The organism is Tardiphaga sp. (assembly GCF_041424195.1).
GTDB lineage: Bacteria > Pseudomonadota > Alphaproteobacteria > Rhizobiales > Xanthobacteraceae > Tardiphaga.
In genome coordinates this window covers 14507-37384 of the sequence record NZ_JBGMOE010000195.1, presented here as the reverse complement: position 1 = coordinate 37384, position 22878 = coordinate 14507, and the positions used below count along the sequence as shown (strand labels likewise).

Here is a 22878-nt window from a genome sequence, read left to right as displayed (position 1 = left end):
ATCTTCCATCCCGATCCGTACTTCCAGGGCGGCGGCGACATGGTCCGCATGGGCGGCATGGGCTACGCGATCGATATTTCCAAGCCGATGGGTTCGCGCATTTCCGCGATGACCCACCTGAAGTCCGGCAAGCCCATCGAAGCCACCAAGACCTACACGGTCTCGGGCTGGGCCAGCATCAACGAGAACACGCAGGGGCCGCCGATCTGGGACGTGGTGGCGGCGCATGTGGCGAAGGTATCGACCGTCAGGATCGAACCCAACACCGCGGTCAAGGTGACCGGTTCCTGATTCAGGCGTCGTATTGCAGAGACAGGAAAGCTTGTCGCATGACTGATCGAACATCAGCGGAAACGCTCAATCGCCGTCGTTTTCTCGGCGCGGCAGGTCTGGCCGGCGCGGGCGCGGCATTGTCGGCGATTCCTGCGCTTGCAGGCGAGACGGCGAAATCCGAAGCGCTGATTACCGAGGTGCAGGACTGGCAGCGCTATCTCGGCGACGGCGTCGATAAACATCCCTACGGCGTGCCCTCGAAATTCGAGAAGAACGTGATCAGGCGCGACGTCCCGTGGCTGACCGCGTCCGCGGAGTCCTCGGTCAACTTCACGCCGCTGCACGACCTCGACGGCATCATCACGCCGTCCGGTCTGTGTTTCGAACGGCATCACGGCGGGGTCGCCGAGATCAATCCCGCCGATCATCGCCTGATGATCAATGGCCTCGTCGACAAGCCGCTGGTCTTCACCATGGACGACATCAAGCGGATGCCGCGTGTCAACAAGGTGTATTTCCTGGAATGCGCGGCCAATTCCGGCATGGAATGGCGCGGCAGCCAGCTCAATGGCTGTCAGTTCACGCACGGCATGATCCATAACGTGATGTATACCGGCGTGCCGCTGAAGGTGCTGCTGGATGAGGCCGGGCTGAAGCCGAATGCCAAGTGGCTGATGCTGGAAGGCGCCGATTCCGCCGGCATGAACCGGTCGTTGCCAATCGAGAAGGCGCTGAACGATGTCATGATCGCTTTCGCCATGAACGGCGAGGCACTGCGTCCCGAGCAGGGCTATCCGCTACGCGCGGTCATTCCCGGCTGGGAAGGCAATCTGTGGGTCAAGTGGCTGCGCCGCATCGAGGCCGGCGACCAGCCGTGGCAGACCCGCGAGGAGACGTCGAAATATACCGACCTTCTGGCCGACGGAAATTCCCGCAAACATACATTCGTGATGGATGCGAAGTCCGTCGTCACCAACCCGTCGCCGCAGGCGCCGTTGAAGCACAAGGGGCGCAACGTGCTGAGCGGGCTGGCCTGGTCCGGCCGCGGCACGGTGAAGCGCGTCGACGTCTCGATGGATGGCGGGCGCAACTGGCAGACCGCGCGCATCGATGGCCCGGTCTTCGACAAGTCCGTGGTGCGCTTCTATGTGGATTTCGACTGGACCGGGCAGGAGCTGATGATCCAGTCCCGCGCCATCGACTCCACCGGCTATGTGCAGCCATCGAAGGACGATCTGCGCAAGGTGCGCGGCGTCAACTCGATCTACCACAATAACGGCATTCAGACCTGGCTGGTGCGCTCAAGCGGGGAGACTGAAAATGTCGAAATCGGCTAATGCCCTGACGCTGGTGCTGGCGATGCTTCTGCTCGGCGGCATGAATGCGCCTGGCTCGGCGCAGCAAATGGCGAACCGAGATACGGCCAAGCCCGCCGCCAAGCTCGGGCTCGGCCGGGCAGCCACGGCCGAGGAAATCGCGGCCTGGGACACCGACGTGCGGCCGGACGGGCGCGGTCTTCCGGTCGGCAAGGGCACCGTGAAGCAGGGCGACGATCTGTTTCAGGAGAAGTGCGCGTCCTGTCACGGCGAATTTGGGCAGGGCGTCGGTCGATGGCCGGTGCTTGCCGGCGGCGCCGGGACATTGAAGGCGGACCGGCCCGACAAGACTGTCGGCTCGTTCTGGCCCGATCTGTCCACCGTGTTCGACTACATCAAGCGCGCGATGCCCTATGGCAATGCGCAGTCGCTGACCAATGACGAGGTCTATGCGCTGACGGCCTACATTCTCAGCATGAACGATATCGTCAAGGGCGAGACATTCGAACTTAACGAGAAGAATTTTACGTCGATCAAGATGCCCAATGCAGCGGCGTTTTTCGAGGACGATCGCGAGACGTCCGAGAAACAGTTCTGGAACAAGAACCCGTGCATGAAGGATTGCCGGCCAGCGCCGAAGGTCACCGGGCGGGCCATGTCCATCGACGTTACGCCTGATGGAAAATCCGGGCCGAAGGTCGAATAGCAGGTGTGGGCATTCGTCGTTGTCTTTGTCGCGATGGCTCGCACGCCATAACAATCACCACATCTGAGGTTTGATCAGGATGACGTTCCGCTTTTCGCTGCTCGCTTTGTCGCTTGCGCTGATGACAACCGATGCCATGGCGCAGGATGTTGCTGCCGGGGAGAAGTCCTTCAACAAGTGCCGCGCTTGCCATCAGGTCGGCGAGACCGCGAAGAACACTGTCGGGCCGATCCTGAACGGGTTGTTCGGGCGCAAATCGGGCACAGTGGCGGGCTACAACTATTCCGACGCCAACAAGAATTCCGGACTGACCTGGGACGATGCGGTGTTCACCGACTATATCAAGGACCCGAAGGGCAAGATCCCCGGCACCAAGATGAGCTTTGCCGGTATCAAGAACGAGCAGGAGATCAAGGATCTCACCGCGTTCCTGAAGCAGTTCGCGGCGGACGGCAAGAAGGGCAGCTAAAGCGGCTTCTTCGCTGCGGGCAATCTCCCGGGTCGCAGCACCCTATTCTTCAATGGCTGGAGCAAGAACAGAAAGCTCGGACGTCGCCCCTGATTGAAGGGCGAACCACGCATGGATCGCCGGTGCTCGCGGCGATGCGCTACTTGCTGCGCACGACGCAACAGTCAGTTATCGGCCCGTCATGATCGCCGTCGGCCCGAAAGATGACTGTCACAAAAATTTCATAAAGCGGCTTGCGGGTAACACGTATCGGGAAATCGATAGCAGCGATCATCTGATTTCCAGGCGGGCTTGCTGATCGACATGGCTCCCGGATAAGACATGCCGACGACGTCGTGACGATCAGAGCCAATCAAGGTCTGTCTAATGTTTATCAGCCAGCGATGGAGCGAACTTGGCCCGGACCGGCGCTGGGGCGCCAGGGAGTCATGGCTGCGGGCGTATCGCCGCAAATTTCCACGCCGATTGATGATTGTCGCTGCCATCGTTGCTGCGCTTGGCGCGATGGTCTCAGCCATGGCGGCGAGCGACGACCCGCAATATCTCGCGCCGTTGCGATTCAACATCCCAAGCCAGCCGCTGGCGTCGGCGCTGCAAGCCTATAGTACAGCTACGGGGGTCCAGCTGCTCTACGAGAGCGGTGTCGCAAACGGCCGCTATTCGACCGGCGTCGAGGGCGACATGACGCGCGATGCGGCTTTGCGGATTCTGCTGTCCGAGACCGACCTGACCATTCATTATACCCGCGTCAATTCGGTTACGCTGGCGCCGGCCTTGAGCAATCCCGACAACCCACCCGCAGCTGTGTTCGACAAGGCGGATCTCGTTCTTGAACCCCTGCGGGTCCGCCGTCCCACCGATCGCAATGACGGTTCGCAATTGCAGGCCTATAACGGGATCATCAGGGCCGATATCCAGCAAGCGCTCCGCAAGGATGCCAGAACGCGAAGCGGCAGCTATAGCGCCGGCATCAAATTGTGGATCGATGGACCGCGCACTGTGCAGAAGACTGAGGTGTTCCGTTCGTCAGGCGACCAAGAGAGAGACAACGCCATTTCGCGGCTGCTCGATGGACTTCAGATCAGTCAGGCGCCTCCGGCCAACACACCGCAGCCTGTGACGATTATCATCAATGTTCGGTCGATGTGATGGGATTACCGATTATCTGGAAGGGGATGGATCAGATCAAGGCGGCCGCCCAGGCAGATTCCCAGGGCGAGGCGGTTGCCGGATTCTCCGTGCAATGGCGCTGGTTCGCCGGCACCATTGTGCTGGTGCCCATCCTGCTTGCCGCTGGTGTCTATTGGCTGCATCAGCAGCCCAGCGGCTCGGCACTTCACAGTGGTGACGCGACAATCCATGTCGAGCTCATTCAGGCGCCGGCGCCACCTGCGGAGTTCAAGCAGGCATCAGTTCAGAGCAGCCCACCAATCGCGGATTTCCAGGCTGTGCCAAGTATCGCGGCGCCATCCCAGCCGACATATAAAGAAGAGACTCCGCCGATGGAGCCTGTGCTTCCGCCGCGGCCAGCGTCTTCGCCGCAACAGAAGCCGGCAAGTTCCGGCCAGGCGCAGCCTGTTCCAGCCGGCGCAGCATTTCGTTTCCAGAAAATGCTGAATGCGCATATCGAGCGCTACCAGCGATATCCCAAAGCGGCCAATCGCGATGGGCAGCGGGAACGGGTGCTCGTCGCATTTTCGATGCGGCGTGACGGCAGCGTGGTTCAGGTCGGCGTCAAAGCAAGTTCAGGGCAGGCCATTCTTGATCAGGAAGCCGTTGAACTGATCCGCAGGGCCCAGCCTTTGCCGCGAATCCCGGCGGACATGCCGGAGCTGCTCACGGTTCTATTCCCGGTCGATTTCTGAGGCATGGTCGAACTACAGTCTAGGGTTAGTTCGTCTTCGTCGCTGCAATTTCTGTAATCAATCTGTCACGGGCTACCGGTAACTAGCATCCTCAGGGGTTGTTGAGTTCGCCGCTGTGCGTACAAGGGCTGTAAGTGTTGACCGGGTCTAACCACACAACGTTGCGCAGCGTTCTCGCCGCCGATTACGGCGGTCTTTTCAAGCGTTTGACACGACGTTTGGGATCGGCCGAGCTCGCCGGCGAGGCACTGCAGGAGACGTTTCTGCGCGTCGAGCGCGTGTCCGATACCACCGTGGTGCAGAGCCCCAAAGACTTCCTGTTTCGCATTGCGCTCAATGTGGCGACGGATCGCCGGCGAGTTGAACGCCGGCATTTGAGTCTAGATGCCGTCGAGGCACTGCTCGACATTCCGGATGATACCCCGGATGCATCGACCATTGTGGAAGGGCGTCAGGAGATCGAAGCGCTGGATCGGGCGCTGGCGGAGCTTCCGTCACGATCGCGGCAGGTTTTCATGGCCGCGGTGGTCAAGAAGATGCCCGATCACGAGATCGCCGCTCTTCTCGGTGTGAGCGTGCGTACAGTCGAGATCGATCTCAAGAACGCTTTGAAGCACTGCGCTGGACGTCTGGGGCGCACCCTGATCCGGCGTGCCGGAGGACCGCGGCCAAAATCGTGAAACGATTCGGCAGCTAGTCATTTCAAGCGTGTTCCGTCAGCTTCGAGCTATAGACACCCACACTATTATTGCATTTTCTTCAGGATGAATTGCGGGATAGCCTTGCCTCAACCGTCTAGATATCTAGAAGGTGTGCATTGGATTGCATTCATCAGGATCAGTAGATCTGTCCCGTACATGAATTATCTGTCGCGACATGCCCAGGATTTTATTGGCACAACCGGTCCCGGTTGTTTTGTCGTGCCTGCGAGCCGGGTGTTGGTGGCGTGACCGAGCCGATCAACGATCCCGGATTGCTTGATACTGCCTTGCATGATCGCGCCATGGATTGGGTCCTCCTGTTGAGGTCAGGCCAGGCTACGACGGACGATGCCGAGGCACTGCAGCGATGGCGCCATCAGAGCGATCTGCACGAGCAAGCTTTCGTTCAGGCCGCAAGGGTGTTCCGTGATCTTGGTGCGCTAGGTGCGCAGCTGGAGCGCCGAAACGAGCGGCCATTCGTTACGCTGGTCTCCTCGGGTGCGCGTCGGATGGTCAGCCGGCGCGGCTTTATCGGCGGCGCTATCGCAGCCTCAGTGGCTGGCTATATGCTGGTCGATCCGCCGTTGGGGATGTGGCCGTCGCTGGTGGAATTGTCGGCCGATTATCGCACCGCCAAAGGCGAGCAGCGTGATGTCTTGCTGGCCGAGAATGTGTCCGCCAAGCTGAACACCCAGACCAGTCTGTCGGTGCGGTCGGAGGGAAACACCGCGCGTGTGGAATTGATCACCGGCGAGGCCGCGGTCACGGCGAAGCGGCAAGCATCGGATCCCTTGATCCTCGTCGCCGGCAGTGGGCAGATTTCATCGACCAGCGCCGAATTTAATGTTCGTTGTATCGATGGTGCGGTTCAGGCGATTTGCATGGACGGGGCCATGACCATCTCGCAACATGGCCGCAGTGTTCAGCTTTTGCGCGGCCAGCAAGCATCCTACTCCTCCACGGAAGCGGTCGGTGTGCCATCGTCCGTCCCCGATGCAGTGCGTGCAACTGCGTGGCGGGAAAAATTGCTGATCTTCCGCGATCAGCCGCTCGCAGGCGTGGTCAGCGAGGTCAATCGCTATCGTCCCGGAAAGATCGTCGTGACCAATAGTGATCTTGGCCGGCGATTGGTCAACGGTACCTTCCATACTGACAAGCTTGACGATTTCGTTGCCCAGGTCCGGCAACTATTCGGTGCCGATGTGCGCTCCTTGCCAGGTGGCATCGTTCTCCTGAGCTGATCAGGCATCCGCGACAGACCTCAATTATAGCACTGTGCCGCGACGGCAGTGCCTGCATTCTGGTGCTGTGCTCCGCAATCATGTTGCGGAGCAAATTGCGGGTGATTCGGTTTGCACCAATCCCTTAATTTTCTTTTGCGGGTTGGATCGCTTCCAAACGTCTTCAAGACATAGGGACCTGATCGGAGGCAAACGGCCTGCGATCGGTGTGCCCTCTTATGGGCTTGAAACATGCTTCTTGGTTATCGCGATGATGTCGGCACGGCTTGTATCCGATTGAATTGGCTTCGTTGTGTAGCTCCAGCAGCGCTTATGCTGGCAATTGGTAGCTTCTGCGGCGCAACAAGTTCTGCGCAGGCCAAGACGGCCCAGCAGGGCACGCAGAAGCAGGCGGAGGCCAAGTCTTCCGGCGTCAAGTCTTCCGATGCTGGCCAGTCGGCCGCCGCGAAGCCTGCGGCCGAAGCGAAGCCGAGCGCGCCGCTTCAGCGTTTCGACATTGACGATTTTGCTGTGCAGGGTGCCGACACGCTGCCGCAAATCGAGGTCGAAGAAGCCATCTATCCATTTCTCGGGCCGAACAAATCGGCCGATGACGTCGAGAAGGCGCGTGCCGCGCTCGAGAAGGCCTATCACGACAAGGGCTTTCAGACCGTGAGCGTGTCCGTTCCGCAGCAGAATGCCTTGACAGGCAGGGTCATCCTGAAGGTCTCGGAGCTGAAGGTCGGCCAGTTGCGTGTGAAAAATTCGCGCTATTTCGATCTCAACAAGATCGCGGGGAAGGCGCCTTCGCTGAAGGAAGGTTCGGTCCCGAACTTCAATGACGTCACGCGCGATATCGTGAGCCTGAATCAGTGGCCTGATCGTCGCGTCACGCCCGCGCTGCGGGCCGGCATTGCGCCGGGTACGGTCGATGTGGATCTGAATGTCGAGGACAAGGCGCCTCTGCATGCGAGCCTCGAAGTCAATAATCGGCGGTCTCCCAACACGACGGCGACGCGCCTGCTGGGTACGGTGCGTTACGACAATCTGTGGCAGCTCGGCCATTCGTTCAGCTTCAGCTATCAGGTCGCCCCGGAAAATCCCAATGACGCTCAGGTTTTCTCGGGTTCATATCTGGCGCGTGTGCCGGATGTCGATTGGCTGACGGTGCTGTTCTATGCCGTGAAGTCGAGCAGCAATGTCGCAAGCATCGGCGGCATGAACGTCGTCGGCCCCGGTCAGATTTTCGGCGGTCGCGCCGTGATCACGCTGCCGGCCCGGGAGAACCTGTTCCATACCATCTCGGCCGGTCTGGACTACAAGCACTTCGACCAGACCGTACAGAGCGCTGCGACCGGATTCTCGTCACCGGTCACCTACTATCCGTTCGTTGCCAGCTACGGTGCGACGTTCCAACTCGAAAAGTCGACGACGCAGCTCAACGCTGCCGTGACGTACAATATGCGAACGCCCAGCAGTGACTGGATCGCGTTCGATAACAAGCGCGCCTATGCGTCCGCGAGCTTTGCCCATCTGAATGTCGACGTCGCCCATACCCAGGAATTGCCAGAGGGCTTCCAGCTCTACGGCAAGGTGCAGGGGCAGGTTGCGGACGGACCGCTCGTGTCCAGTGAACAGTTCAGCATCGGTGGCCTCGATACCGTGCGCGGCTATCTCGAATCCGAGGTCCTCGGAGACGATGGCATCGTCGGCAATCTCGAACTGCGCACGCCGGACCTCGGTCCGATGCTTCAGAAGGAAATGAAAGACGAAACCGGGCAGGGAGCGCCGCGCTTCGTCACATTCAACGAATGGCGTTTCTTTGGCTTCGCTGACGCAGGTCACGTGAGCATCCAGCGTCCGTTGCCCGAACAGCAGTCCAAATTCGATGTCTGGAGCTATGGCGCGGGAACGCGTTTCAAGGTGTTCGATGGCGTCAACGGCATGGTCGCCTATTCGGTGCCGATGATCAGCCAAACTTACTCGCAGGCCGGTACAGGCCGCGTCAATTTCCGACTTTGGGGTGAATTCTGATGGTTATGGGGTGCGGGCACATGAGCGGCGAACGCCATTCGACATTGCGACGACGCGCAAAGAATACGGTCGCAGGACTTCTGCTGGGTTTTGCTGCAGCGGTGACACTGTTCCCATCGTCGGCGCAAGCCTGGTGGAATGACGAGTGGCAGTTGCGCAAGAAGATCAATATCGATTCCAGCGCGACGGGAGCGAATATCACCGATCCGATCGGCACCGCGCCGACCCTGGTTCGTTTGCACGTCGGAAATTTCCGCTTCAGTCTTGCGAAGGATGACGGCAGCGATCTGCGCTTCGTGGCCTCGGACGACAAGACCCCGCTGAAGCATCACATCGAGAAGTGGGATTCGCTGCTCGGTGAAGCTCTGGTGTGGGTTGCACTTCCAAACGTGGCGCCTGGCGCGAAGTCCGAGTTCTGGCTGTATTACGGCAACAAGAAAGCCGCCGCCACCAACGATGCCAAGGGCACTTATGACCCGGATACGGCGCTGGTCTATCATTTCAATGAACGCGGTATGCCGGCGATCGACTCGACTGTCTGGGCCGGCAATGCGCAGAGCGTCGGGCAGCCCGCGGACGGTTCGCTGATCGGGACCGGCTTGCGCCTTGATGGCCGCGTGCCGGTCACGTTGCCCGCGTCGTCGTCGCTTGCGATGGCCGACAGTGCGCCGTTCACCTGGTCCGCCTGGATCAGGCCGGCCGCGCTGCAGCCGAACGCTGCGCTGTACAGCCGCCGCGACGCCGCGAATGCAGTCATCATCGGTCTCGACAACGGTGCCCCGTTCGTCGAGGTGAGCAATGCGGCTGGCACCCAGCGCAGTGGCGCTGGCGCGCCAGTCGCAGCCAATTCCTGGCATCATGTCGCCGTCACCGCCAATGGCGGTGTGGTCACGGTGTATCTTGATGGCGCGTCCTATGCGACCTTGAACGCGGCGCTGCCTGCGCTGAGCGGTGTTGCCCGCCTTGGCGGCGATACGGCTCCTGTCGCAGTCGCAGCTCCGGCCGCGGACGCTGCGCCAGCCGCAGACGGTACGGCACCTGCTGCCACCGACGCTGCGTCGGCGCCCGTTGCCGCTGCTGCGATGTCCGGCTTTATCGGCGACATCGACGAATTGCAGATCTCGAAGCTCGCTCGTCCGGCCGGCTTCATCAAATATGCCGCCGTGACGCAGGGTGGCCAGCCCACGAAGCTGATCTCCTTCAGCGCCGACGAGGAGACCGCGAGCTGGCTCTCGGGCTACTTCGCGATCATCCTGAAGTCGGTCACGATCGACGGCTGGGTGGTCATCGGCCTCCTGATCCTCATGGCTATCGCGAGCTGGATGGTGACCATCGATCGCGTCAGCTACCTGAAGAAGCAGGCCAAGGCCAACGATCGCTTCATGAAGAGCTTCCGCAAGCTGGCGGCGAATCTGACGGCGCTCGATCGCGGCGAGGCCGATGACGACACCGCCGTCCTCGGCAGCAAGCTGAGCGATGACGAAGCCCAGATGGTTCGCGCCTCGTCCCTGTACCGCATCTATCATGTGGGTGCCGAACAGATCAGCCATCGCTTCGGCAATGGCGATGTGATCCGCCTGAGCGGCGCCGCCATCGCGGCAATCCGTGCAGCGCTCGACAGCGCCTATGTCAAGGAAACCCAGCGGCTCAATCGCCTGATGGTCGTCCTGACCATTGCGATCTCCGGCGGACCGTTCCTCGGCCTGCTTGGTACGGTGGTCGGCGTCATGATCACCTTCGCGGCCATCGCCGAGAGCGGCGACGTCAACGTCAACGCGATCGCACCAGGCATTGCGGCGGCCCTGGTTGCGACCGTGGCAGGTCTGGTCGTCGCTATCCCGGCGCTGTTCGCCTACAATTATCTGGTGACGCGTATCGGCGAATTGACCAGCGACATGCAGGTCTTCATCGACGAATTCGTGACCAAGATGGCTGAGTTCTACTCGTCCGATCTGCCGGCTGAACATCGCCAGGCCGCGGAGTAGGAACGATGCAGGTTCAGAGCAAATCCAAGCCCTATGACGATATCAACATCACGCCGATGTTGGACCTGGCTTACGTGCTGCTCATCATCTTCATCGTGATGACCACCGCGACCGTGCAAGGACAGAAGGTCAATCTGCCGAAAGCGTCTGCGGCGCCAAGTCTGGCGACGCAGACCACCAAGGCGATCACCGTCGCCAATGATGGCAAGATCTTCCTCGACACCATACCCGTCACGCTGCCGGAACTTGAGCAACGATTGGTGCAGCAGAAGGCGCTGACTCCGGAATTTCCGGTGGTCCTGCGCGGTGACGCGCAGACGCAGTACCAGAGCGTGATGGATGTGCTCGATCTGCTGGGTCGGATCGGTGTGACGCAAGTCGGTCTCGCAACCAAACCCCTCGTGAAGTAACGGGCCGATGCATACCCCCGGGCAAATTCAGGACGATACCAAGAAGGCGTTCAAGACCTTGTGGTCATGGCTGCGCCGGACGGGTGAGGGCGCAGGCGCACCCGCGAGGGGCCCGGCCATCGATGGTGCGACGGCGATCGAGAAGGCGCCGCGTGAGCCTGGCGTCGTCTTGCCGTTCCCGATCCGCGGAGAGGCGCTACTGGTGAAGCTCGCCGAATTGCTGCGACGCCGGATCGCGGAGCTAGATTCACCGTCGGACAGCTTGACGTTGCTATTGTCGCACACTCCGTACTTGCGCCTGTCACTCGATGACGATGCCTATGTCGAGTTTGATGCGCATACGTCGGAATACGATCTGGTGATTGAAGCGCCGAGCGGCACTCGGCTGATCATTCAGACCACGGACTTCGATTCCCTCGTCACCTTCGTGCTGCAATATGTGATCGAGCGCATCTCCGACAGAGCACCTCTCGGGGTCGCATCATGATGACCGGGTCCGAAAACGACAAGCCATCGGGGCGTGGGAGTGAGCGCAAATCGTTGCTGCGTTACGGCGGCGCGCTGTTAGTCATCGCTGCACTGTTTGGAGGCGCCTGGTTCATGTTGTCCGGCGGCAGCGATGTGCCGCCGCCGAAGCTGGTGCGCGAAATGACCGTCGTCAACATTGTGCCGCCGCCGCCGCCGCCACCGCCTCCTCCGGAGAAGATGATCGAAAAGCCGAAGGAAATCGAAGAGCCGAAGATGGTCGATAAGCCCATCGAGGAAACACCGGTTGAAAAGCCGGTCGATGACCCGGTCAAGGATGCAAAGAACGAAGAGCCGCCGGGGCCGCTAGCCCTCGACGCCAAGGCTACCGCTCCGAGTGACTTGTTCAATCTCGGCAGCAAGGTGGGCGGCAGTCCCTATGGCGGTCGCGGTGGCGGTGGCAGCCGCTGGGGCTGGTACGACGCGATGGTCACTCGGCAGGTCAAAGATGCCCTCGAGGCCAACCCAACTGTCAAAAAAATATCGATGAAGTCGGTAATCCGCATCTGGATCAACAAACAGACCGGTCGCATCGAACGTGTCGAGCTCGAGAAATCTACCGGCAACGCGGAAGTCGATGCCGCGATTAAAAGTGAAGTTCTTGGAAAGATGACGCTACGCGAACCGCCACCCAACGATATGCCCATGCCGATGGTGACCCGCGTCACGATCGCTGAAAAATCGAGTTAGTGCCGTCGATAGCAGACGGACGACACGCATCACTTAGACTAGTTAGGGGACTTGAGACCGATGTTTCATCAGAAATCCGATACCGCCTGGCGCCTGACGCCGCTCGCAGTATCGATGTGCGCGCTTGTCTGTAGCGTTCCTGCGCTGGCGCAGGATGCCGGCAGCCGCGCTGATGCCAAGCGTCCCACGGTGTCGCGCGCGAAGGCGACGTCGCCGAACGCGACGATCAATCTCGTCAATATGCTGGTCAAACAGGGCGTGCTGAAGGAAGAGCAGGCCGAGGCACTGATCAAGCAGGCCGACGACGAAGCCTATGTCGCTCGCGAAGCCGCCAAGGGCGCCACGATGCGCGCCGAGGAAGCGGCCAAGACTGCCGGTGCCGCCGCAGCGGCGGCATCTCCCCCCGGCACCAAGCATGTGACATATGTGCCGGAGGTCGTGAAGCGCCAGTTGCGCGAAGAGATCAAGCGCGATGTGATGGCGAAGGCGCAGACTGAAAACTGGGCATCGCCCGGCAAGTATCCGGAATGGGCCCAACGCATCCGTTTCTACGGCGATCTGCGGGCACGTTACGAGGGCCAGTTCTACCCGACCGGCAACGATCAGGGGGGCGCCTACAATTTCAACGCGATCAATACCGGTTCGCCTTACGATATTTCGGACGCTAACCCTTACAATGCACCCACTTATAACGCGTCGCAGAACCGGGATCGCGCGCGTCTGCGTATGCGGCTTGGTGCCGATATCGATATCAACGATCAGTTCACGGCCGGCATTCGCCTGGCGAGCGGTGACAGCAACTCGCCTGTATCGACCAACCAATCGCTTGGCACAACGGGTGGAAATTTTTCGAAATACGCGCTCTGGATCGATCGTGCCTATGCGCGCTATGAGCCTTGGAATGAGCTGACGTTCTCGATCGGTCGCTTTGACAATCCGTTCTGGTCGCCGACGGATCTGGTCTGGCACAAGGATCTTGGCTTCGACGGATTTGCGGTACAGGCGAAGCACGAGGTTGCCGACGGCATCACGCCGTTCATCGTTGCCGGTGCATTCCCGACCTACAACAGCGATTTGAACGCCGGTATCAATCTCACAAATGTGAATAGCGGGCTGTACGAGAAAGTCCCGAGCAACGACAAATGGCTGTTTGGTGCCCAGCTTGGCGTGGGCGCAAAGTTTGCGCCGTACTCGGCCTTGCGGTTGAGCGCTGCCTATTATGATTTCACCAACACGCAAGGTCGGGAGTCTTCAACGTGCGTCGTCGTGAGCAGTAGCGACGTTTGCGATACGGATATGACCCGGCCATCTTTCGCTCAGAAGGGCAACACCTACAGAACGTTGCGCAATATTTTCGTGAATCCGTCGACTGGTGGCGCTCCGACTTCCCAGTACCAGTATTTCGGGCTGGCCAGCCAGTTCCGTCCGGTTGTTGTCAGTGGTCAATTGGATCTCGGTGACTTCCATCCCGTGCACGTCGTTCTTGATGGCGAGTATGTCAACAACACAGCCTTCAACCGTAGTGCGATTGCCGCGGTGGCCCAGAACAATATCGGCCCCACCGTCGCCGGTGGCCCTCCGGGTGTATTTGACGGCGGAAACCAGGGCTGGATGGGCCGTGTGACGGTTGGTCATAAGGAAGTCAAACGACTGTGGGATTGGAATGTTCACGCCGGATACAAGTATCTTGAATCCGACGCGGCCGTGGACGCCTTCGTCGACTCCGATTTCGGCCTCGGCGGTACCAACCTCAAGGGCTACTTCATTGGCGGCAATCTCGGTATTTCGGACAATGTCTGGGCGTCGCTACGCTGGATGAGCGCCAACAACATCGCCGGCTCGCCGTATAGCGTCGACGTGGTTCAGTTCGATCTGAATGCAAGGTTCTGATCATGCGAAATCGTATTCTGAGTTTAGTGGCGGTGCTGGCCATCCTGGCCAGCCATGAAGCCCACGCCGATGCCGAGTCGGACAAGCTGCGTGAGGCTCTGCGCAGCGCGACGGCTCAGACCCGCGCCCTTGAGGACCAGCGGACTGCCTTGCAGGCCAAGGTGGCCGATGCCGAGCGCGAGAAGGCGGCGATGATGTCGCAGATCGCCGCGGCCAAGGCGCAGGTCAAGGAGGTCGAGAAGACCCACCGCGAAGCGGTCGATGAATTCAACCAGCGTCTGGAGGATCGCAACCAGACGCTGGAGAAATGGAAGAGCGCCTACGAAGAGGCGGCAACCGTCGCCCGCGCCAAGGACGCGGAACGTGCCAAGTTCGAAGGGGAAGCCGCAGCCTACAAGGCGAGCACCAAGAGCTGTGTGGCAAAGAATGCGCAGTTGACGAAGGTCGGGCGTGAGTTGCTGCACCGCTATGAAGGCATATCGTTTGGCGACATGGTGGTCATCAACGAGCCGCTGATCGGTGCGCGTCGCGTACAGATCCAGAATCTGCTGCAGGATTACGACGACAAGCTGCTCGAGCAAAAGGTGACCCCATGACGCGTTCCCGTTCCCCGGCGACCTTCCTGAAAGCGGCCGGTGTCGCGACATTCACGGGCCTGATGCTGTCGTCTGCCATTGCTCAGACGCCGGCGCAGCCGGTCCACCCCCGCAACGCACAGGCCCAGATACCGGCGCCGGCGCGGCCGAAGCCGGCCGCAGCGGCACCTGCCGCCGCTGCTCCCGTGGCACCTGCTGCGTCAAGCGCTGCCGCGCCGAGCACTGTGGCGTCGGCGAAGTCATCGGGTGAAGTGGTCGCCCGCATCGGCAATAGCGACATCAGCGCCGATGACATGCGCTCCTACATCGCGGCACTCGGGCCGCGTGAGCAGGCCGCGCTGGCGCAGGATCCGGCCTTGTTGAGCCAGGCCGTGCGCATGCTGCTTTCCAACCGGCTCGTGATGCAGGAACTGGCCGCGAAGAAGTGGGACCAGCAGCCAGCCGTCGCAGCACAGCTGGAAAAGGTCCGCGAGAGCGCAATGGTGGAACTGTACTTGCAGTCGGTTTCCAACCCGCCGGCGAATTTCCCCAGCGAAGAGGATTTGCAGAAGGTCTATGATGCCAACCGCGCTGCACTCCTGGTGCCGCGGCAGTATCAGCTCGCGCAGATCTTCATTCCGATGGCGAAAGATGCGGATAAGGCAACCGTCGACGCCGCCAGGAAGAAGCTCGACGACGTGCAGAAGAAGCTGAAGGCGCCCGGGGCCGACTTCGCGGCGATCGCCCGTAGCGACAGCGGGGCTGGCGACAGCGCCGAGCGCGGCGGCGATCTGGGATTGTTGCCGGAAGACCAGATCCGGCCGGAAATCCGCAGTCAGGTCGTCGGCCTGGCCAAGGGCGCCGTGTCCGAACCCATCACGCTGGATGACGGCTACCATATCATCCGTCTTGTCGACACCAAAGCCGCCTATACGCGCACGCTGCCCGAAGTACGCGATCAGCTGATCCGGCAGATACGCACCGAACGTGCCGCTGCATTGCGCCGTGCCTATCTCGCCGAACTGCTCAAGCAGCAGCCGCCGATCATCAACGAACTTGCTCTTGCCAAGCTGCTCGACGGCAAATCCCGTAACTAAGGAATGCGTCCCATGTCCGATACCGTATTGAACAGCTTCACTCTCGAATCGCTGCGTGACCTGCTGCAGACCGTTGGCTATCGCGTCGAAATCGTGCCGAACGGCGATATGCCGCTGCTGCGTTCCTCGACCGCCGGCTTTGCATTCGACATTCGCCCGGGCAACCGCCTGGCCAGTCAAGATGGTGGCTATGTCGATTTCACCTTTAGCGCGTGGCTCAATATAGAGGGCGAATTGCCGCTCGATGTCGTCAATCGTTGGAACGCGCTGCGCCGCTTTGGCCGGTTGCAGGTCGTGCCTGGTTATCTCGCCATGACGATGGATGTCTCCTTCATCGGCGGCGTCATGCCGAACCATCTTCGTGCGCAGGTCGAGATCTGGGATCATCTCGTTCAGGCCCTGGTGCCTTATCTGCGCGAAGAACTGCAGAAGCTTGATACTGTGAAGACTGTCGTGGCATCTGAGGTGCAGGCGCCGGTGGAGCCGAAGGCTGCTGCCGAAGCTCGTGTCGCCTGACGAGTCCGGAAATCGGGCGTGTCAGGACGATCGATCAGCTTGTATGGCCGGCAGGCCAGCGGCGCCTTCGCAAGAGGCGTCCTGGCCGTGGCTTGGGCTGGTCTATTGTCCTGCGCTGTCCTGATATCGACACCGGTTCTGGCTGAGGCCGAGTCCGGTCGGCCCGCCGAGGAAGTCGCCGAGTCGCCACCGACAGTACCGAATCCCCCAAAGGCTGCCGTTGGCAATAAAACGGCAGCCTTGGCAGCTCCGCCAAAACTGTCCGGTGCTTCCAATTCCAGGGCGCTCTATCGCTCGTTGATCGAGCGGGAGGTGCGCAACACAAATCTACCGGCCGATGTGGCGGAAGCCGTGATGGGCGTGGAGAGTGGCTACGATCCGAGCCGTATCGGCGCCGATGGCGAGATCGGCTTGATGCAGGTCATGCCGCCCACTGCGCGCATGCTGGGCTTCAACGGTTCCATGGCGGAGTTCGCGGCGCCCGAGGTCAATATCCGCTATGGCGTCATGTATCTCGCACAGGCTTGGAATAAGGCCGGCGGTGACCTCTGCACTGCGCTGATGAAGTATCGCGCCGGGCACGGCGAGACGCGCTTCTCCCATCTGTCGGTGACCTACTGTTTGCGCGCGCGGGCCAGGTTGATGGCGGTTGGCTATCCCGTGACGGGCACGGTGCCGGTCGCCACCTTCGGGTCGCCCGTTGGCTCCAGTCTCGTTGCCGGATGCCGCGGCAGCCGATGCCTGATGTCACGCAATTCCGGCCGGGTCGATTTTGCGGCGTTGAACAACCGGCTGACGCAGGTTGTGATGCAGGCAAGTGGCCCGAAGCCGATGACGAGGTGAGAGAGCGATGACAACGAGGATCTTTGCGATCTCGGCGCTACTCGTGCTTGCGACGCCAGCGCTGGCGCAACAGCCGCTGGAGCAGCCAAAGCCTGAAGTCATCATTGGCGGCCAGCCGCCTCCACCGGCCGTGCGCGAGCGCTGCGTCGAGGTCGAAATCGGTGGTGCGCGAAGCTTCGGGTGTCTCAATCAGACGCTGAAGCGCGACGTCGACAAGGTCAATCCAACGCTGAATTTGCCGCCGATCGATGCGAGGTCTGGCGATACCAAAATCGGCGTCGTGAATTTGCCGGGGGTGCAGCAGCAATACGGCCAGAATTACGGACGATCGGTGGTTCCGTATCGGCCACCGCCGCCGGTCTATTCGTCACCGGTGAGCCGGCGCTAGGTTCGACACGTGTCATCGAAGATTTCAATCACCCGCGCTGCACTGGTCGCCATGGTGCTTTCCTGCGCGGCTCCCATGCCGGCGCGTGCGCAAATGCTGCTTCCGACGCGAAGCGAAGCGCCGCAGATCGCGCCGCCCAAGCCATTGTCGCGAACGGAGTCGCCGCTGATTGAGCGCGGCGAGCGGGCAGGGACCGGATTCTTTGTCGATGATTCCGGGCATATGCTGACGGCGCGACATGTGGTTCAGGATTGCAGTCGCATTGTGATCCAGAAGGAAGGTCGCGCGATGTCGGCTCGCGTTGTCGCTCTGTCGACGCCTTATGATCTGGCTCTGTTGCGCACAGCAAAGACCCGCGGTCTCGCAGCCGTCTTTCCCCGCAACGTGACGTCGTCCCCCAACGACATGATGTTTGCGGCTGATTATGCGAACCTGCCGATGATGCTCGCACGCGGGGGCGTGCTTGCCAATGCGTCGGTGGGTATGACATCCGGCAGCGGTGAAGCAGGACATATTGCGCTGAACTCGACCGTGACATTCGGCAGCAGTGGCGCGCCGGTCATGGATTCACGAGGCCTGATCGAAGGTGTCGTCAGCCGGAAGACATCCGTCAATCGGGTGCTCGCGGTCGGCTCGGCCGGGGCCAAGTCGTTCCTCGCGGCCAGCAACATCCGGTTTCAGGAAGATGACCGGCCGCAAATCGCGGGTTCGGGATCTCGTGCGCATCGCGCCGCCAGCATTTCAGCACGTGTCATCTGTGTGAACTAGAGGAGCTATTGTCATGATGCTATTTCGCCGGCCGTCCTCATCTCCGTCGCGATGGCGTTTTGCGAGGCTCTCTGCGCTGCTGGCGTCGATTGGTCTGATCTCCGCACCGGTGCCGCCGGTGCGTGCGCAAGGGCTGGACTATCGTAGCCCCGAAGCGGCGCCGCCTGCCTGGGGCCAATTTGCCAAGCTGGTGAAGTATCGTTTTGAGGAATGGATTTCCGCCGACGAGGAGATCGCCAATCGTTTCCGTGCCTGGTTGAAAGAGGCCAACGGTACGCAGGACGGACCGCCATCGTCGCTGGTCGTCAAGGCCTGGCTTAATCCCGACGGTACGGTCGAGCGCGTGTCGTTCGCGAGCTTCAAGGACGATCGCGCCACCACCGATCTGCGTACCGTGCTGACCCGCGGAAATATCGGTGAAGCGCCGCCGCCCGAAATGCTGCAGCCAATCAATCTGCGGTTTTCGCTCAATCTACCGAAATAATAGTCACAGGGGCGGTCGAAGGAGCGCTGCGCCGGCATCCAATGAGTGGATGATCCGGCTGAGGGATAATTCTGTCGTCAGCTTTCAGCCTCGACCCAGTTCAGCGTCATCCGCATCGCATGGCTGTGCCGGGCTTCGATCAGCCATTGTTCTTCACGATAGCAGATCGAGCGCAGCAGGCTCTCGATGGCGAAGGAGGCGAAGAACCGCGGCGTGACTTGCTCGACCTCGATGGGGCCGAGCGGAAAAGCGACGATCGACGCTGCCTTGAGATGGCTGTCGTTGGGACGTGGTTCTGAGGCGCGCAGCAGGTTGAGCGTCTCTATGGCAATGGTTTTCTGACTGGGCATCGGGGCGTTCTGCCGAAAAGCACAACCTGCCAGCCAGTGCTTAATTTTTCATGGAACCGAGCGTCGCATCGCTCATGCGGCCAGATGGAAGTCCGAAATCTGCACGCGATTTCGGCCTGCCGCCTTGGCCTGGTAAAGTGCTGCATCTGCCCGGCTGAGCAGAGCCTGCAGCGTTTCCGGTTCAGATGACCGGATCGCGATCCCCACGCTGACCGTGGCATGGATGACACCAGCGGAGGTCGGGAACGTCTTTGCTTCCAGCGTCGATCGAATACGCTCGGCGACAGCGGCTGCCGCTTTTGGGCTCGAGCCGGACAGGACGATGCAGAATTCCTCACCGCCCAGACGCGCGGCAACATCTTCGGCGCGAATGTTCGAGAAGATGACCTCGGCAAAGGCCCGCAGCACGCGGTCGCCGGCGGCGTGACCGAATTGATCGTTGATCGTTTTGAAGTGATCCAGGTCCATCACCAGAATGGCGGTGTTGGACGCTGTCTCGGTAGCAGTTTCGCCAAACAGTGCGCGCCGATTAAGCAGGCCTGTTAGAGGATCGGTCATGGCATCGGATTTATGCCGGTTCGACGTCCGGATCTGGTTGATCGTCAGTGACAGCGCACCGATCCCGGTCAGGCCGACGATCACTATTAGTGAATTGAACTGTTCTGCCCAATTCATAGGTCGATCGGTCAGCACGAATTGCCCGGTACGCAGGAGCTCGGCACCGCAAGCCACAAAAGAGGCGGCCGTGACGAGATACAGCAGTGCATTTGCCACCATCAGCAATGGGGCTTCGGCGCGCGCGTACCAATACTGCGCAGCCGAGAGCGCAACGAGAAGGGCGGTGCCAAAATTCGCAGCTATTGTGCCGGTGCCGGTATAGCCAAGCGCAAAGCTGATCACCGTCGGAACGATTCCCGCAGCGGTGACGACGGCGGCGCGGGTCCAATGGGCCTGGTTCGAGCAGAATTGCGTGGTGCCCGCATAGATCAAGCCGAAGCCGGCGAGCAGCAATACGAATGCAGCGAGCTGCAGGCGCGAGTCATACTGATCGAAGCCTGCATAGATGATGACAGCAACGACTATGGTCGCAAGACCGATCGACCATGTCAGCAGATAGGTCTCGGATCGCGCGACGATCCAGGTTGCGAGCAATGTGAGCGCGAGCGCCGCGCTCGACAGGCCGATCGCTGCGAAAATGGAGGACTGATCGAGCAACATGATATCCGAAGGCGGTGCAATTTATTCGATGCGCAATAAGCAGCACCCCTTACCACCGATCGGGGCCGGGGCCACCCGTTTTGTATGGTGAGCAAAGCGTTACCAGGCCTATGTACGGGAGGTCCGGAGATCGTAAGGGCCACGTTTTGCGACGATCTGTGCCGGAACGAGACGCAGCGACACGCGTTTTCCTGCAGGGCATCACGGAGGGTTGAACATGAAAAAGATTCTGGCAACGGCGGCAGCCGCATTGATGATCGCGGGCTTCACGGCAACGGCGGCGTCGGCGAAGAAAATCCATCGGGACTACAGGGCGCACCACGGATATTACGGATCCTACGGACAGATGCGCGGGCCGGCGATCTTCCGCGGCAGTGCTGCGATGAGCGGCAATCACGGCAATTCGGCCTACGGCAGCAACTCGCTCGGCCATATTAAGGGCGGCAATATCGGTGGCGGCAAGTAGCGCCCCATAACATCAGCGAGGGCAAGATCGATCGCTCCAATGCAACCGATCTTGTTAACATCTTTCTGATGGCTTGGTGGTATTCGGCCGCATCGCAACTTGCAGTTCAGGTTTGTCATGCTCCCGGATGGCCGTTACTCGGCATGGTTTCGTATTCCCGAGAAGGAAGGCATGGGCATCATCACGCTCGCCGATGGCCAATTGTCGGGCAGCGATACGGTGATCGCCTATAGCGGCTCCTACGTTCAGAATGGCGATGCTTTCACCGCGACGATTGCGACCCGCCGGCATGCGGACGGGCAGCCAGCAATTTTCGGCATCGATGAAGTCGAGATTGATCTGGTCGGGACCTCCAAGACCACGACGGCATCCTGCAAAGGCGTGGTCAAGCAACGGCCCGGCGTCCCGTTTGAGGTCGTGTTGGTGCGAATGGACGGTTAGCCTTCGGTCTATTCGCGCAGTTCGTATTGATGTCTCAAGAGCTGAACCATGTCCTGGACACGCTGGCGCCAGGCACGCGCGTCAGGTACCGCTCCGGCCGCCGGCGTGATGCGTAACATGGCGTTCCACGGTTTCGTGCCATAGACAATCACTTCGAAGCCGGCTGTCGGGCAGCCATCGATACCCTTTAGCGCGCGGAGGATCACATCCGCGATTTCCAGCCGGCTCAGCGTGCGGGTGCTTTCGACCGCAAGTTGCGGCTCCAGCGACGCCGCCGGGCTGTCTTCCGCAACGATCGGATCGAATCCGTCTCTGGTATCGGCGTCCGCGTCGGGCTTGGGTTTGATCTGTTCGGGATCGCCCGGTCGTCTCATGATCCGCTCGACCAGACCGAGAAGGCCACGATCGCGTTCCGGCGTCTCTTTCACATCAGCTTCCAATGTTAGCGGCGACAGGTGATTTCACCCTCTCCGCGGGACGTTGTCGATAGGTCCCGGGGGGCTGCGGTGCACAAACGCGCTGCGGGTTGGCTTTGTCGCAAAACTTTCACGAGGGGCCTATAGTGGGGCGTCACGCATTCCCCTCAACAGTTTTGCGCCGGCGCTATTGCCCGCGACAGATGGAGACGATCGCTGTGAAACCATTCCGCTTGGTATTTGCTCTGTTCGCGCTAGCGCTCGCCGTCGCATCGCAGCCCGCCCGTGCTGCGGACGTCATCTGCTATAATTGTCCGCCGGAATGGGCCGACTGGGCGTCGATGATCAAGGCGGTGAAGACCGACCTCTCGATCGAGATGCCGCATGATAACAAGAATTCAGGTCAGGCGCTGGCGCAGATCCTCGCCGAGAAGGCCAATCCGGTGGGCGACATCGGCTATTTCGGCGTCACCTTCGGCATGAAGGCCAAGGCGCAGGATGCCCTCGAGCCCTACAAGCCCGCCGGCTGGGATCAGGTCGATGCTGGCCTGAAGGATGCCGAAGGCTACTGGACCACGATCCATTCCGGCACGCTCGGCTTCTTCGTCAACAAGGATGCGCTCGGCGGCAAGCCGGTGCCGAAGTGCTGGGCCGATCTGACCAAGCCTGACTACAAGGGCATGATCGGCTATCTCGATCCGACCTCGGCCGCCGTGGGCTATGTCGGTGCCGTTGCGGTCAACCTCGCGCTCGGCGGTTCGGACCAGAATTTCGATCCGGCTATCGCCTTCTTCAAGGAGCTGAAGAAGAACGACGCGATGGTACCGAAGCAGACGTCCTATGCCCGTGTCGTGTCCGGCGAAATGCCGATCCTGTTCGATTATGACTTCAACGCCTATCGCGCCAAGTATTCCGAGAAGGGCAATTTCGAATTCGTCATTCCCTGCGAAGGCTCTGTCGTATTCCCCTATGTGGTCGGTCTCGTAAAGAACGCGCCGCACAAGGACAAGGCCAAGAAGGTCATCGATTATCTCCTGTCCGACAAGGGCCAGGCGATCTGGACCAACGCTTACCTCCGTCCGGCCCGAAAGATCGACCTGCCGGAGGCGGTGAAGGCCAAGTTCCTGCCGGATAGCGAATATGCCCGCGCCAGGAGCGTGGACTGGGGCAAGATGGAGCTGGCGCAGAAAGGCTTCAGCGACCGCTATCTCGCCGAAGTCCGTTGATGCACA

General features: G+C 60.6%; 28 protein-coding genes. 24 read left to right on the top strand and 4 right to left on the bottom strand.

Annotated elements, in window-relative coordinates; all coding sequences use genetic code 11:
• The 4 genes from ACEK02_RS26810 to ACEK02_RS26795 form a co-directional block, all read left to right on the top strand.
• A partial coding sequence (locus ACEK02_RS26810) for a 5'-nucleotidase C-terminal domain-containing protein (protein ID WP_371424507.1) occupies positions 1 to 291 on the top strand: 291 nt, incomplete at its 5' end.
• Between the two features lie 38 nt (positions 292 to 329).
• A complete protein-coding gene (gene soxC, locus ACEK02_RS26805) occupies positions 330 to 1610 on the top strand; it encodes a sulfite dehydrogenase (RefSeq protein ID WP_371424506.1) in 1281 nt (426 codons plus the stop codon).
• Positions 1594 to 2295, top strand: coding sequence for a c-type cytochrome (locus ACEK02_RS26800; RefSeq protein ID WP_371424505.1), 702 nt, complete (start codon positions 1594 to 1596; stop codon positions 2293 to 2295). The genes soxC and ACEK02_RS26800 overlap by 17 nt, the downstream gene beginning before the upstream one ends.
• Positions 2296 to 2374: 79 nt before the next feature.
• The gene (locus tag ACEK02_RS26795) at positions 2375 to 2764 is read left to right on the top strand and encodes a cytochrome c family protein (protein WP_371424504.1); all 390 of its coding nucleotides are present in this window, start codon (positions 2375 to 2377) and stop codon (positions 2762 to 2764) included.
• Between the two features lie 139 nt (positions 2765 to 2903).
• Here the strand turns inward: ACEK02_RS26795 and ACEK02_RS26790 are convergent, their stop codons facing one another.
• A complete protein-coding gene (locus ACEK02_RS26790) occupies positions 2904 to 3038 on the bottom strand; it encodes a hypothetical protein (protein WP_371424503.1) in 135 nt (44 codons plus the stop codon).
• Positions 3039 to 3130: 92 nt separating this feature from the next.
• On the opposite strand from ACEK02_RS26790, the gene ACEK02_RS26785 reads away from it, so the two are divergent.
• The 17 genes from ACEK02_RS26785 (at position 3131) to ACEK02_RS26705 (ending at position 18755) form a co-directional block, all read left to right on the top strand.
• Positions 3131 to 3913, top strand: a complete 783-nt coding sequence (locus ACEK02_RS26785) for an STN domain-containing protein (protein ID WP_371424502.1) — start codon at positions 3131 to 3133, stop codon at positions 3911 to 3913.
• 26 nt (positions 3914 to 3939) lie between these two features.
• Entirely contained in the window at positions 3940 to 4629 is a 690-nt protein-coding gene (locus ACEK02_RS26780) for a TonB family protein (RefSeq protein ID WP_371424501.1), read from the top strand.
• Positions 4630 to 4790: 161 nt separating this feature from the next.
• Complete coding sequence (locus ACEK02_RS26775; RefSeq protein ID WP_371424500.1) at positions 4791 to 5309, top strand: RNA polymerase sigma factor; 519 nt, start codon at positions 4791 to 4793, stop codon at positions 5307 to 5309.
• 266 nt (positions 5310 to 5575) lie between these two features.
• Positions 5576 to 6571: a FecR domain-containing protein gene (locus ACEK02_RS26770; RefSeq protein WP_371424499.1), complete on the top strand. Its 996-nt coding sequence runs from the start codon at positions 5576 to 5578 to the stop codon at positions 6569 to 6571.
• 312 nt (positions 6572 to 6883) lie between these two features.
• Positions 6884 to 8584: a ShlB/FhaC/HecB family hemolysin secretion/activation protein gene (locus ACEK02_RS26765; protein WP_371424498.1), complete on the top strand. Its 1701-nt coding sequence runs from the start codon at positions 6884 to 6886 to the stop codon at positions 8582 to 8584.
• Positions 8585 to 8604: 20 nt separating this feature from the next.
• Positions 8605 to 10569 (top strand): DUF2341 domain-containing protein, encoded by a 1965-nt coding sequence (locus ACEK02_RS26760; protein ID WP_371424497.1) that lies wholly within the window; start codon positions 8605 to 8607, stop codon positions 10567 to 10569.
• Between the two features lie 5 nt (positions 10570 to 10574).
• Positions 10575 to 10979: a biopolymer transporter ExbD gene (locus ACEK02_RS26755; protein WP_089264781.1), complete on the top strand. Its 405-nt coding sequence runs from the start codon at positions 10575 to 10577 to the stop codon at positions 10977 to 10979.
• A gap of 7 nt (positions 10980 to 10986) precedes the next feature.
• Positions 10987 to 11466 carry a hypothetical protein gene (locus tag ACEK02_RS26750; protein WP_371424496.1) on the top strand — a complete coding sequence of 160 codons (480 nt, stop codon included), beginning with the start codon at positions 10987 to 10989 and terminating at the stop codon, positions 11464 to 11466.
• A gap of 113 nt (positions 11467 to 11579) precedes the next feature.
• Positions 11580 to 12194: a TonB C-terminal domain-containing protein gene (locus ACEK02_RS26745; protein ID WP_371424495.1), complete on the top strand. Its 615-nt coding sequence runs from the start codon at positions 11580 to 11582 to the stop codon at positions 12192 to 12194.
• Between the two features lie 60 nt (positions 12195 to 12254).
• Entirely contained in the window at positions 12255 to 14084 is a 1830-nt protein-coding gene (locus tag ACEK02_RS26740; protein ID WP_371424494.1) for a putative porin, read from the top strand.
• Positions 14085 to 14086: 2 nt separating this feature from the next.
• Positions 14087 to 14680 carry a hypothetical protein gene (locus tag ACEK02_RS26735; protein WP_371424493.1) on the top strand — a complete coding sequence of 198 codons (594 nt, stop codon included), beginning with the start codon at positions 14087 to 14089 and terminating at the stop codon, positions 14678 to 14680.
• Entirely contained in the window at positions 14677 to 15756 is a 1080-nt protein-coding gene (locus ACEK02_RS26730; protein WP_371424492.1) for a peptidylprolyl isomerase, read from the top strand. The genes ACEK02_RS26735 and ACEK02_RS26730 overlap by 4 nt, the downstream gene beginning before the upstream one ends.
• Before the next feature lie 12 nt (positions 15757 to 15768).
• On the top strand, positions 15769 to 16272 hold the full coding sequence (locus ACEK02_RS26725; RefSeq protein WP_371424491.1) for a YbjN domain-containing protein: 504 nt from the start codon (positions 15769 to 15771) through the stop codon (positions 16270 to 16272).
• An 18-nt stretch (positions 16273 to 16290) separates the two neighbouring features.
• Positions 16291 to 17115, top strand: a complete 825-nt coding sequence (locus ACEK02_RS26720) for a lytic transglycosylase domain-containing protein (RefSeq protein ID WP_371424490.1) — start codon at positions 16291 to 16293, stop codon at positions 17113 to 17115.
• A gap of 7 nt (positions 17116 to 17122) precedes the next feature.
• Positions 17123 to 17503 (top strand): hypothetical protein, encoded by a 381-nt coding sequence (locus ACEK02_RS26715; RefSeq protein ID WP_371424489.1) that lies wholly within the window; start codon positions 17123 to 17125, stop codon positions 17501 to 17503.
• A gap of 9 nt (positions 17504 to 17512) precedes the next feature.
• The gene (locus ACEK02_RS26710) at positions 17513 to 18271 is read left to right on the top strand and encodes a serine protease (RefSeq protein WP_371424488.1); all 759 of its coding nucleotides are present in this window, start codon (positions 17513 to 17515) and stop codon (positions 18269 to 18271) included.
• Positions 18272 to 18284: 13 nt separating this feature from the next.
• Positions 18285 to 18755: a hypothetical protein gene (locus tag ACEK02_RS26705; protein ID WP_371424487.1), complete on the top strand. Its 471-nt coding sequence runs from the start codon at positions 18285 to 18287 to the stop codon at positions 18753 to 18755.
• 77 nt (positions 18756 to 18832) lie between these two features.
• Here ACEK02_RS26705 and ACEK02_RS26700 read toward each other — a convergent pair whose 3' ends face one another.
• Positions 18833 to 19105, bottom strand: a complete 273-nt coding sequence (locus tag ACEK02_RS26700; RefSeq protein WP_371424486.1) for a hypothetical protein — start codon at positions 19103 to 19105, stop codon at positions 18833 to 18835.
• A 72-nt stretch (positions 19106 to 19177) separates the two neighbouring features.
• Positions 19178 to 20323 carry a diguanylate cyclase gene (locus tag ACEK02_RS26695; RefSeq protein ID WP_371424485.1) on the bottom strand — a complete coding sequence of 382 codons (1146 nt, stop codon included), beginning with the start codon at positions 20321 to 20323 and terminating at the stop codon, positions 19178 to 19180.
• A 217-nt stretch (positions 20324 to 20540) separates the two neighbouring features.
• Here ACEK02_RS26695 and ACEK02_RS26690 point away from each other — a divergent pair, with 217 nt between their 5' ends.
• Together ACEK02_RS26690 and ACEK02_RS26685 are read left to right on the top strand one after the other, a co-directional pair.
• Positions 20541 to 20789 (top strand): hypothetical protein, encoded by a 249-nt coding sequence (locus tag ACEK02_RS26690; protein ID WP_371424484.1) that lies wholly within the window; start codon positions 20541 to 20543, stop codon positions 20787 to 20789.
• Positions 20790 to 20906: 117 nt separating this feature from the next.
• Positions 20907 to 21230 carry a hypothetical protein gene (locus ACEK02_RS26685; RefSeq protein WP_371424483.1) on the top strand — a complete coding sequence of 108 codons (324 nt, stop codon included), beginning with the start codon at positions 20907 to 20909 and terminating at the stop codon, positions 21228 to 21230.
• Between the two features lie 8 nt (positions 21231 to 21238).
• On the opposite strand, the gene ACEK02_RS26680 is transcribed toward ACEK02_RS26685, so the two are convergent.
• Positions 21239 to 21658, bottom strand: coding sequence for a hypothetical protein (locus tag ACEK02_RS26680; protein ID WP_371424482.1), 420 nt, complete (start codon positions 21656 to 21658; stop codon positions 21239 to 21241).
• A gap of 206 nt (positions 21659 to 21864) precedes the next feature.
• Between ACEK02_RS26680 and ACEK02_RS26675 the strand changes: the two genes are divergently transcribed.
• Positions 21865 to 22872: an ABC transporter substrate-binding protein gene (locus ACEK02_RS26675; RefSeq protein ID WP_371424481.1), complete on the top strand. Its 1008-nt coding sequence runs from the start codon at positions 21865 to 21867 to the stop codon at positions 22870 to 22872.
• Positions 22873 to 22878: the final 6 nt, after the last annotated feature.